10 protein-coding genes and 1 pseudogene are annotated in these 10,314 nt (G+C 70.2%); 5 read left to right on the top strand and 6 right to left on the bottom strand.

The features are described 5' to 3' along the window. From ACWDR3_RS45810 to ACWDR3_RS45790, 5 genes are all read right to left on the bottom strand, one after another. Window positions 1-512, bottom strand: a 512-nt coding sequence (locus ACWDR3_RS45810) for an IclR family transcriptional regulator (RefSeq protein WP_450358635.1), incomplete at its 3' end; no start/stop codon positions are given. Between the two features lie 43 nt (window positions 513-555). Continuing rightward, window positions 556-1,425 (bottom strand): alpha/beta fold hydrolase, encoded by an 870-nt coding sequence (locus ACWDR3_RS45805; protein ID WP_450358634.1) that lies wholly within the window; start codon window positions 1,423-1,425, stop codon window positions 556-558. Then, window positions 1,422-2,381 (bottom strand): DODA-type extradiol aromatic ring-opening family dioxygenase, encoded by a 960-nt coding sequence (locus ACWDR3_RS45800; protein ID WP_450358633.1) that lies wholly within the window; start codon window positions 2,379-2,381, stop codon window positions 1,422-1,424. The genes ACWDR3_RS45805 and ACWDR3_RS45800 overlap by 4 nt, the downstream gene beginning before the upstream one ends. Then, on the bottom strand, window positions 2,378-3,712 hold the full coding sequence (locus tag ACWDR3_RS45795; protein WP_450358632.1) for a M20 family metallopeptidase: 1,335 nt from the start codon (window positions 3,710-3,712) through the stop codon (window positions 2,378-2,380). The genes ACWDR3_RS45800 and ACWDR3_RS45795 overlap by 4 nt, the downstream gene beginning before the upstream one ends. A gap of 115 nt (window positions 3,713-3,827) precedes the next feature. Beyond that, window positions 3,828-5,066 carry an aromatic ring-hydroxylating oxygenase subunit alpha gene (locus tag ACWDR3_RS45790; protein ID WP_450358631.1) on the bottom strand — a complete coding sequence of 413 codons (1,239 nt, stop codon included), beginning with the start codon at window positions 5,064-5,066 and terminating at the stop codon, window positions 3,828-3,830. 292 nt (window positions 5,067-5,358) lie between these two features. Between ACWDR3_RS45790 and ACWDR3_RS45785 the strand changes: the two genes are divergently transcribed. From ACWDR3_RS45785 to ACWDR3_RS45765, 5 genes are all read left to right on the top strand, one after another. Next, window positions 5,359-6,363 (top strand): ABC transporter substrate-binding protein, encoded by a 1,005-nt coding sequence (locus ACWDR3_RS45785; protein ID WP_450358630.1) that lies wholly within the window; start codon window positions 5,359-5,361, stop codon window positions 6,361-6,363. After that, window positions 6,363-7,211, top strand: coding sequence for an ABC transporter ATP-binding protein (locus tag ACWDR3_RS45780; RefSeq protein WP_450358629.1), 849 nt, complete (start codon window positions 6,363-6,365; stop codon window positions 7,209-7,211). The genes ACWDR3_RS45785 and ACWDR3_RS45780 overlap by 1 nt, the downstream gene beginning before the upstream one ends. Then, window positions 7,208-8,029 (top strand): ABC transporter permease, encoded by an 822-nt coding sequence (locus ACWDR3_RS45775; protein WP_450358628.1) that lies wholly within the window; start codon window positions 7,208-7,210, stop codon window positions 8,027-8,029. Before ACWDR3_RS45780 ends, ACWDR3_RS45775 begins: the two co-directional genes overlap by 4 nt. After that, on the top strand, window positions 8,026-8,979 hold the full coding sequence (locus tag ACWDR3_RS45770) for a quinone oxidoreductase family protein (RefSeq protein WP_450358627.1): 954 nt from the start codon (window positions 8,026-8,028) through the stop codon (window positions 8,977-8,979). Before ACWDR3_RS45775 ends, ACWDR3_RS45770 begins: the two co-directional genes overlap by 4 nt. A 162-nt stretch (window positions 8,980-9,141) precedes the next feature. After that, window positions 9,142-10,233 (top strand): helix-turn-helix domain-containing protein, encoded by a 1,092-nt coding sequence (locus tag ACWDR3_RS45765; RefSeq protein ID WP_450358626.1) that lies wholly within the window; start codon window positions 9,142-9,144, stop codon window positions 10,231-10,233. A gap of 16 nt (window positions 10,234-10,249) precedes the next feature. Here the strand turns inward: ACWDR3_RS45765 and ACWDR3_RS45760 are convergent. Continuing rightward, window positions 10,250-10,312: pseudogene (locus ACWDR3_RS45760) on the bottom strand (ABC transporter ATP-binding protein); the annotation flags it as partial. Window positions 10,313-10,314 lie beyond the last annotated feature (2 nt).

Here is a 10,314-nt window from a genome sequence, read left to right as displayed (position 1 = left end):
AGGATCGCCTTTCCGGTGGCGGTGCAGTAGAGCGGGAGCCGCCCCGCCACCCGGGACTGCTCGCTCAGGCCCCGGTGCGGCAGGATCTTCTCCAGATAGACGACGTCGAGGCCGTCGTGGATCGCGAAGTGGATGGTCTCCTGGGTGGCGAGGAGGAGATCCTCCATGTACGGCTGGGCCACCTCGCGCAGGATCCGCTGCCGGTGCACCCGCTGCCCGATCTCGAACAGCCGCAGGCCGAGCCGGTAGTCGCAGCCCGCTCTCTCCAACAGCCCCCAGACGACCAGCTCTTGGCAGAGCCGGTGCACGGTGGCCTTCGCGACGCCCGTGCGGCGCACGAGATCGGCCAGGGAGAGCGACTCGTCGTCGACGGTGAACGCCTCCAGGATGGGCCGCACCTTGCCGAGGACGGAGTTCATCGAGTCCGCGGAGGCGGACACCGGCGTGGCCGCACCGGCCACGGGAGGCGGAGAGGAATAGGCCGCGGCGCGGGCGATCGGGACGACGGTCATGGCGGACACCTCACGATCAACGGTTACGGCAGGGAGCTCACGATCAGCTGGCGGACGACGACTCGGCGAGGAACGCGAGACTCAGCGGGTTGTACAGACTGGCCTTCTCATGTTGCGGCCAGTGTCCGCACTCGGTGAAGATCTCCAGCCGGGCCCCGGGGATCGCGGCGGCGATCGCCTCGGCCTCCGGGACGTCCCCGAGCGGGTTCTTGTTGCCCCAGACCACCAGCGTCGGCGCCTTGATCCGCGCCATGCGGTCGGGGCGCAGCAGATTGCGTTCCCGGGCGTCGAGTTCCTGGAGCGCCAGCAGGTTGTGCAGGTTCTCCTGGAACTCGGGGCGGTGGTAGATCTCGTAGCGCACCCGGGTCAGCTCCTCGCCCAGGTCCTCGTCCCACTCGGCCCACAGCAGCGCGAGCCGGTCGCGGGTGTAGGAGATCTCCGGCTCCATGGCGGCGGCGCGGGTCGAGGTCTTGAGCCGTTCCATCACCGCCGGGTTGATCTTCGTGCCGCCCATGCACAGGAGTTGGAGGGAGGCGACCCGGTCCGGGTACTCGCTCGCCGCCCACGACCCCACCCAGCCGCCCAGCGACTCACCGACCAGGTGCGCGCGTTCGGCACCCACCGCGTCGAGGTAGGCCATCAAGTGGTCGACGTACGCCGGGATTTCACCGGGGCGGTCGGGCTTGCCGGTGTAGCCGTGGCCGAGCATGTCGATGGCGTGGCAGCGGTAGCCGGCCTCGGCGTGCGCCGGGATGTTGCGGACGAACGCCTCCAGGTGGCCGGTCGTGCCGTGCAGGAACACGACGTGCTCGCCGTCCTCGGGGCCGGCCTGGAGGGCGCGGGTGGTCACGTCGCCGGTCTCGACGTACGCGTGGCGGTAGTCGATGCCCGAGAGTTCGGTCCAGATGCTCATGACTGCCTTTCGTTCTGTGCCTGTGCGGGGTCGAGGACGGCGACGCCCATTCCGGTGAGCCACTCGGGCATCGGTTCGTACGCCAGCCGGCGGCCGGGCACGTGGTCGAGCACGGCCGACATCAGCAGCCAGGTGCGCAGCTCCTGCGCCCCGTTGCCGGCGACCTTCTCCAACTCCTCGGTGGAGTACGCGGTGATCCGCGCGGTCTCGCCGCGCTCGACGAGGGAGAGGAACTCGTCGTCGAACTCGGGGTTGAGCGCGGCCTCGGCGGCGCGGATGATCTCGCGGCGCCGGACGTCGTAGTCCTGCCAGTTCTCCCGGCCGTTCAGCCAGGCGCCGACCATGAACTCCTCGTCCTCGCCGTGCGGTTCGCGCCAGTCCGGCCAGGGCAGCCGGTGCGAGAGCCCGCCCGAGCCGACCACCGCGACACGACGGTCACCGGGGAAGGAGAGGACGGCGTCCCGGATCGCGCGGCCCAGTTCCTCGCAGCGGGTGAGCGTGGGCAGCGGCGGGGCGAAGACGTTGACGACGATCGGCACGATCTCCACGTCCAGGCCCTCGAAGAGGTACTGGATGGCGTGCGACTGGCCGTGGTCGATCTGCAGCCTGGCCGAGAAGGCGGGGTCGAAACCACCGCTCTCCACAAGGGAGTTGGCGAGGTGTCGGGCCAGGGGTACGTCCACCGGCTGCGGGCCTTTCGGGGTGCCCGACTCGCCGCTGGCGACGCACTCGCCGACCCCGATCGTGAAGCTCGGGATCAGGTCCAGCCAGAAGCCGCGGAAATGGTTGGAGCCGACCAGGATCACCGTGTCGGGGCGGGCCGCGGCCAGTGCGTCCCGCGCCTCGGACAGCGCGTCGCGGAACCGCTCCGCCCGGTCCTTGTGGAAGGTCTGCTCCCAGTGGGTGTTCATCAGCGTGCTGTGCGAAGCGCCGACACCCAGGACGATCTCGGTCATGCTGCTGTTCCCTCCAGCTCGGCGCGGGACCGGGTCACGGTGTCGATCGCCGTGCGGACCAGATGGCGCGTGAGCTTCTCCATCGCCGCCACGGACACGGTGTTCATGCCGCGCGCGAAGTCGATGTCGAACAGGGAGTCCGTGACCTTCGGCATGCCGACCCGCACGGTCGGGATGCCGCGGCCGCGCAGGATGTTGGCGTCGGTGGCCCCGCTGTTGCCCCGGATCGCCTCGTGCTCACGTCCCTCGAAAGCGGCCCAACTCGCCGTCGCGCTGCGGCAGATCCAGCTGTCCGGGTCCGTCTGTGTCCCGGGGATGGCCAGGACCATGTCGGCGGTGACGTCGATGTTCTTGTCACGGAGGGTGCCGATGGCCGCCATGAACTCCCGCTTGGCCTGCATCGGGGTCGTGTCGGGGCCGATGCGCAGGTCCACCATGAGCGTGCAGGAGGCCGGAGTCACCGCCGCCATCCGGGGCCAACCCCCTTGGATCGAGGAGACGATGCCTTGCGGCGCGACCGTGCCGGCGGTGTGCCGGTCGGCGTACTCGACGAACCACTCCTCCAGGTGCCGGGCGACCTCACCGGCGCGGGCGACGGGGTTGTCGTAGGGGAGGCGGTGGCGGGAGCCGACGTAGGTGTGGGTGCCGTGGACCGTCACCTCGAACCAGACCAGGCCGACCTCGTCCCAGGACACCGTCCAGCCGGGCTTGGCGATCAGCGCGTAGTCGGTCCACACGCCCTGCTCCAGGAGGAACGAACAGCCCACGCCCTGACCGGTGTTGCGGCGGGTGGAGCCGGGCCGGGCGTTGGTGGGCATGCCGCCCGCGCCGAAGGCCGCGACCAGGTCGCCGGTGAGCGGGACGCCGGCCAGCGCGATCGCTTCGGCGGCCATCATCACGCACGCGGCGTGGCCCTTCGGGTTGGAGGCACCGAGGCCGACGACCAGGTCGTCGTGGACGGTGGCGCGCGGGCGCATGTCGTCCCGCAACTCCGGCCCGATCCAGGGGAGATCCTCGCTCTCCTCGCCCACGGTCAGGGTGTCGATCGGCGCGTACAGCATGAGGTCCGGGCCGGTGCCGTCGCCGGAGAGCCGGGCCCAGGCGTTGGCCTGCCGGTCGTCCAGGGGCTGGACCCGGGCCGGGCAGCCGGCGGTCGTGAGGGTGTCGGCGATGTGCTCCGCGAGGGGGCCCTCGTCGCCGGTGGGGCTCGGGACGTCGACGAGCCCGGTGATCAGTTCGCGCAGCCGGTCGCCGGTGACGTGGCGCCAGGCGTCGGTGACCCAGGCGGCCCGCTTGCCGTCGAGACCGGCCAACTCGCCCGCGCCGGTCACTGGTTGATCCTGTGTACTTGGGTCATCGTCGTGCGCTCGAAGCGCTTCTTCGCGAGCGGCAGCCCGATCGCGATGCCGACGCCGATGAGCAGGGTGAGCAGTGTGCGGCCCATGGTCATGCCTTCTTCTCGTCGGGCTTCTCGTCGGGATCGGTGCCGGGAACGCCGCCCGCACCGGCCAGCTTCTTGCCGTACTCCTCCTCGCTGAGGTTCCGCCAGGCGGTCAGCGAGATGTCGGGGCGGTAGAGCTTCTCCGGGGGCGCGTCGGTGATGTCGACCATCCAGGCGTCCTGGCCGGAGAACTGGCCGTGGAACAACCAGCGGATCGCACCGAGGTACTTGGCGTAGAAACGCAGGGTCTCCCAGCCCTCGGTGAAGTTGACCATCACGCCGACATACCGGTGGTTGTCCTGGTCGACGGGGACGTAGAACTCGTAGTGGATGAAGTTCGGATACGCGATGCGCAGCACGCCGGGCATCGACAGGGACGCGAAGCCGGGGAACTCCTGGGCCTCGATCGTCGGGTTCACCTTGTCGGGCTTGCCCGTGTTGCCGATGTTGAAGGTCTCCTTCGGCGGCTGGGCCTTCCACCAGCGCTTGTTGGTCCAGTGGCCGACGCCGGGGAAGTCCGCCTCCCAGTAGACCTCGTCCTGGACGCGGAAGATCCAGCGGCCCTTGGGCACGATCCGGGTGATGTTCCAGGTCGGCATCGGCTTGAACAGGCGCCAAAGTGCCGTGCGGTGCAGGTACTTGGCGTGGCCCTCGTCGAAGCCGTTCTCGCAGGCGAAGCGCCAGTTGCCGCTGCGCGGGTCGATCCGGCCGCCCATCACGAAGGCGTTGGAGACGAGTTCCTCGGGCAACTGCGAGTCGATGGGGTGCGGTTCCTCGTCGGCGAGGGGGATGTACACCCACACCATGCCGAGCCGCTCCTCGACCGGGTACGTGCGCACCGAGACCTTGCCGGTCAGCCGGCAGCCGGGCCCGTCGGTGATCACCGCGGCCAGGTTGCCGGTGGGCAGGTCGAAGGTCCAGCCGTGGTACGGGCAGCTCACGGTGCCGGGGAACTGCTGGTTGCCCTCGGAGAGCGGGACCCCGCGGTGCGGGCAGCGGTTGTGCAGCGCGTACGCCGTGCCGTTGTCCCGGATCAGGGTGATCTTCTCGCCGCAGATCGTGAACGGGAGCGGATCGCCGGTGATCTGGCTGGACCAGGTGACCGGGTACCAGTAGCCGCGGAAGCCGGCGCCCGCCGCGTCGTAGTGCGGCCACGACTTCCAGTCCTGGCGGCCGGGCTCTCCTGCTGGTCTGCGGCGGCTCCGGACCGGGGGCTTTTTGTCGGGAGAGTCGTCGACCGTCATCGTGCGCGTCCTCCTGCTGCCGGGGAACTGTGAGGTGCCGGGTGAACCGTGAGGCGAGCATGCGGCGGCCCGCGGGATCCGCCCAAGAGACCCGGTCCGCTGAGCAGACCGGCGCCCGCGGCCGGGCCGGGAGACCGGGCCTCACCTGCGCGTCCCGTTCAGCGGACCTTCGGCGATGCGTCGGGGCCGTCCCCCGTTCTACGGTGCGCCAATTCCCGGGCCGCACCCCGACGACCAGTCACCTGACGACCAGCCGCCACCGGCGGGCTCCCCACGAACCCCCGAGGTACTCATGGATGCACGGTCCACGACAAGACACCCCATCGCGGGCGCCACCGCCCTCGCCGTCGCCCTGATCACGCTCACCGCGTGCGGCGCGGCGACCACCGACTCGGCCGCCGGCGCCGGATCCGGCAAGGACGCCGCGGGCCCCACGATCCGCATCGGCGTCGGCATCGACGCCTCGTACGCGCCCTTCTTCCTCGCCGATGCCAAGGGCCTGTGGGCCAAGCACGGGGTGAACGTCGAGCTCGTCCAGTTCGGACAGGGCAGCGAAGGCGTCAACAACCTGGTGGCCGGCCAGGTGCAGATGTCCGGCAACTCCGACACCACCACCATCAGCATGCTGCCCCGGAGCCCCGACCTGCGGTCCCTGATGGTCTACGAGCAGTCCGGCGAGTACCTCAAGGTCGTTCTCGGCCCGAAGGTGAAGTCCGCCTCGAAGATCCGCAAGATGGCCGTCTCCCCGGGCCTGTCCGAGCTGGCCGCGACGCGGTTCCTGGAATCGAAGGGCATCGATCCGAAGTCGGTCGACCTCATCACCGCCGACCCGCCCGAGATCCCGGCCCTGATGAAGAAGGGCGACGTCGACGCGTACGTCCTCTGGGAGCCGTGGCCCACCAAGGGGGTCGAGCAGGGCGGCCGGATCCTGGAGAACACCGGTGCCTACGGGGTCACCTACTCCCAGTGGCTGCTCACCAGTGCCGCCTGGCTGAAGGCCAACCCCGACACCGCCACCAAGGTCGCCCAGACCCTTCAGGAGGCGGCGGCACTGACCGAGAGCGACCCGGACGCGGCGGCCCGGGCGACCGAGAAGGCCGTGAAGGTCCCCGCGGCCCAGACCCTGACCGCCATCAAGGAAATCGACTTCGGCACCCGCGACTTCACCGCCGAGGACCTCAAGGCCTACGCGAGCACGGGCCAGTTCTTCGTGGACACCGGCAAGGTCAAGGCGCAGCCGGATGTCACGAAGGCCGTCCAGAGCGGTTGGTTCACCAAGAACGTGAAGGGATCGTGATGACGGAGGGCGTGAAGACCCGCGTGACAACCCACCCCACCCAACTCGCAGGCCGAGGCACGGCCCTGACCGTCGACGGCGTCGGCATCCGCTTCGGCTCCCTGCAGGCCGTACGGAACATCTCCCTCGACATCGCCGCCGGCGAGTTCCTGTGTCTGCTCGGCCCCAGCGGCTGCGGCAAGTCGACGCTGCTGTCCGCCCTGGCCGGCTTCGTGCCCGTGGACGAGGGCAGCCTCTCCGTCGGCGATGCCCGGATCACCGGCCCCGACCCCGAGTTGGGGATGGTCTTCCAGAGCAGCGAGGCGCTCTTCGACTGGATGACGGTCCGTCAGAACGTGGCCTTCGGCCCCCGCATGCGCGGCGCCTCCCGCGCCGAGCAGGCGAAGGTGGCCGACGAGTATCTCGGCCTGGTCGGGCTGCGGCACTGCGCGGACCGTTTCCCGGGCCAGTTGAGCGGCGGGATGCGCCAACGCGTGCAGATCGCCCGCGTGTTGGCCAACGAACCCGGCGTCGTCCTGATGGACGAGCCGTTCGGCGCGCTCGACGCGCAGACCCGCCAGGTGATGCAGGAGGAGACCGACCGCATCTGGCGCGCCTCCGGCTGCACCGTCGTCTTCGTCACCCACGACATCGACGAGGCGATCCTGCTGGCCGACCGGATCGCCGTCATGACCGCGGGCCCGGCGGCCTCGGTGAAGTCCGTCTACCCGGTCGACCTGCCCAGGCCCCGCGACGAGGACGACCCGGCCGCCGTCGAACTGCGCCGCAGGCTGCGGGAGGACATCGGCGAAGAGGTCCGCAAGGCACTGCGCGACCAGGGACTCGACACCGAGGAGGACGACCGATGACCGTCGCCACGGCTGCCGCCGCAGGCAGCGCGGGGACCAGGAAACGCCCGGCCTGGGCGAGCGCGGGAAGGCTGCGCGCCCTCGGCATGTACACCCTGTCCGTCGTCGTCGGCATCGGCGTGTGGCAGCTCCTCGCGATGGCGTACGGCCCCTCCCTGGTCGCCTCCCCGAGCGAAACCGTCACCGCGGCACGGGAGTTGGCGTCCGACGGCACCCTGACCAACTCGATCATCGCCTCCAGCCGCCGCATCCTGATCGGCTGGGGACTCGGCGTCCTCGTCGGCGCACCGGTGGGCCTGCTCGTCGGCCAGGTCCCGGTCGTACGCCAACTCCTGGAGCCCTACATCGAGTTCTTCCGCTTCATCCCCCCGGTCGCCTTCGTCACCCTGGCGGTGGTGTGGCTCGGGATCGGCGAGTCGTCGAAGGTCGTCCTGATCTTCTACACGGCCGTCTTCATCGTCACGGTGAACACCAGCGCCGGTGTGATGGCGGTGAGCGAGTCGAAGCTGCGCGCGGCGCAGAACCTCGGCGCGAACCGCCGTCAGATCCTCCAGGGGATCGTGCTGCCCTCGACCGTGCCGCACATCGTCACCGGCGCACGCCTCGCCATGGGCAACAGCTTCCTGACCATCGTCTCCGCCGAGATCGTCGCCTCCAGGGTCGGCCTCGGCTCGCTGATCTGGACCTCCCGCAACTACGGGCGGATCGACTGGGTCTTCGTCGGCATCATCACCCTGGGAATCCTCGGGTTCGTCTTCGACCGCGTCCTGCGGATCGTCGCCTCCCGCGTCCTGCGTCGATACGGAGTCAAGCTGTGACGACCGGTAAGTCCCGCGCCCTGGTCCTGGAGAGCTTCGGCTCGCTGCCCCGCCTGGTGGAGCGGCCGGTGCCGGAGCCCCGCGCCGGCCACACCCTCGTACGGATGCGGGCGGCCCAGGTCGGGCACCTCGATCTGAACGTCGTGGACGGCAGGTTCGGGATCCTTCCGGACCTGCCCGCCGTACCGGGCACCACCGGATGCGGCGTCGTCCTCGCCTCGGACACCCACGCCGAGGGCACCCTCGTCCGGCTCGGCGGCAAGGCACTCGGGCTGCGCCGCGACGGCTGCTGGGCCGAGCACGCGCTGGTGCCGGACGCCGCCGTGGAAGCGGTCGAGGAGGGTACGGACCCCGCGCTGGCGTGCAGTTGGTTCTCGCCGGCCGGTACGGCGTGGGCGGCGGTGCACGCGGTCGCGGACGTCCGGCCGGGGGAGCGGGTGCTGGTGACCGGCGCGGCGGGCGCGGTCGGGGCGATGACCGTGCAGGTCGCCGCGCGAGCCGGGGCCGAGGTGGTCGGCGTGGTCGGCCGGCCCGCCAAGCTCGCCCACGTGCCGGCCCCCGCCAAGCCCCTCCTCGCCTCCGAGCTGTCCGCGGAGTCGGTAGGCGGGCCGGTCGACGTCCTCATCGACACGGTCGGCGGCCCGGTGCTGCGCGACTGCCTCCCCCTGGTCCGTCCCCGTGGTCGTGCCGCACTCGTCGGCTACACCGCCGGCCGCCAATTCGGCGTGGACCTCGCGGACTTCCTGCTCGCCGACGTCTCCCTGCTGCCGGTGAACCTGATGTCGCGGGGCAAGGAGGTGGCCGCGGACGCGGAGGTGCTGCTGGCGGAGCTGCGGACGGGGGAGCTGACCCTGGAGATCGAACGCCACGGCATCGAGGCGCTGGCGGAGGCGGCGGAGCGGCTGCGGACCGGGGAGGCGATCGGCAAGGTGGTGCTGGACCTGGGGTGAAGCACTCCTTTACCGGGACGAAGTATTTCTGCTGACTCATTGTCAAATAGCCCTGCCGAAAAGGCATTTGGTAACCGCGTTGCGGAAGTGAAAGGACATACACAATCTCTTCACGGGGTGTAGCTTCTACCCGTCAGTAGAGGCTTGAGCGAGGGTGGTTGTGTGGTTGCCTCTCCGCATACCGAAAAGTTCGCCGCCCACCTTCGGATGCTGAAGGACCGCAGCCGTCGGGGCTACGACCGGCTCGGCAAGGAGGCGGGCGTCAGCGGTTCCAGTCTGCATCGGTACTGCTCCGGGCTCAGCGTCCCCGCGGACTATCGGGTGGTGCACGCCTTCGCCAAGGTGTGCGGCGCCAGCGCGGAGGAACTGCGCGAACTCCACCGGCTGTGGGCGCTCGCGGACACCGAACGGGACGCACCGGCGGTGCCGGTCAAGGACGACCCGGAGCAAGAACCCGAATCGGAACCGGAGTCGGGGCCGGAGCCCGAGCCGGAGCCGAGGCCGGAGTCAGGGCCGGAGCCGGACGACATCACCCCGTCGGAGATCACCCTTGGCGAGACCGAGAAGCCGCGCCGGCCCCGGATGCCGGAGAAGTGGTCCTCCCGGTGGGCGGTACTGGCCGCCGTCGTCGCGGTGGTGCTCGTGGCCGGCTTCGTGTGGATGCCCGACAGCGACACCGGCGGTGGCTCGTCAGCGGCCGGCCACCGGCTCCTGTACTCCAAGGCGTGCAAAACGGTGAGCATGGGACAACACGACGAGTGCGTACGTGAGTTGCAGACCCTGTTGCTGAGGGCGAAGGGCAAGCTCGCCGTCGACGGGGACTTCGGGCCGGAGACCCTGCGCCGACTGACCGCGTTCCAGGTCCTGGCCGGTCTGCCGGCCACGAACGTCGTCGACGACGCCACCAAGAAGGCCCTCTACGCGCGGAAGGTGAGCATGACGACCTGGTCGCAGGACAAGGTGGCCAAGCGGGTCCGTGAGGTGTTCGTCGAGGATCCCGACACCGCCGTGGCCGTCGCCCGCTGTGCGTCGTTCCTCGACCCGCTGTACGTACTGCCCAACACCAACGGCAGCCGCAACTGGGGCGTGTTCCAGATCTCCGACCGCCGCCTGCCGGAGCTCGGCGGCACCCCGCTGCGGGCGTTCGACCCGGACTGGAACATCAAGGCGGCCCACCGGCTGTGGAGCGCCGACCACGACTTCCACGACTGGCCCTCCTGCGAGGCGGCGTTGAAGGACAAAGCGAAGAGCTGACGCCCGGGGCTCCGGGCTCCCGCATCCGGGGTACCGCCGCGAGCAGCGCCCGCGTGTAAGGGTGCTTGGGCGCGGTCAGCA

Source organism: Streptomyces sp. NPDC001002 (assembly GCF_053599215.1).
Note: the sequence above shows the minus strand (reverse complement) of the source record. Positions and strands in the feature narration are given on the sequence as shown.

What these genes read in the sequence shown, in the direction of transcription:
- ACWDR3_RS45805 (WP_450358634.1), bottom strand. Translation starts at nt 1,425, where the DNA reads ATGAGCATCTGGACCGAACTCTCGGGCATCGACTACCGCCACGCGTAC.
- ACWDR3_RS45800 (WP_450358633.1), bottom strand. Translation starts at nt 2,381, where the DNA reads ATGACCGAGATCGTCCTGGGTGTCGGCGCTTCGCACAGCACGCTGATG.
- ACWDR3_RS45790 (WP_450358631.1), bottom strand. Translation starts at nt 5,066, where the DNA reads ATGACGGTCGACGACTCTCCCGACAAAAAGCCCCCGGTCCGGAGCCGC.
- ACWDR3_RS45785 (WP_450358630.1), top strand. Translation starts at nt 5,359, where the DNA reads ATGGATGCACGGTCCACGACAAGACACCCCATCGCGGGCGCCACCGCC.
- ACWDR3_RS45780 (WP_450358629.1), top strand. Translation starts at nt 6,363, where the DNA reads ATGACGGAGGGCGTGAAGACCCGCGTGACAACCCACCCCACCCAACTC.
- ACWDR3_RS45775 (WP_450358628.1), top strand. Translation starts at nt 7,208, where the DNA reads ATGACCGTCGCCACGGCTGCCGCCGCAGGCAGCGCGGGGACCAGGAAA.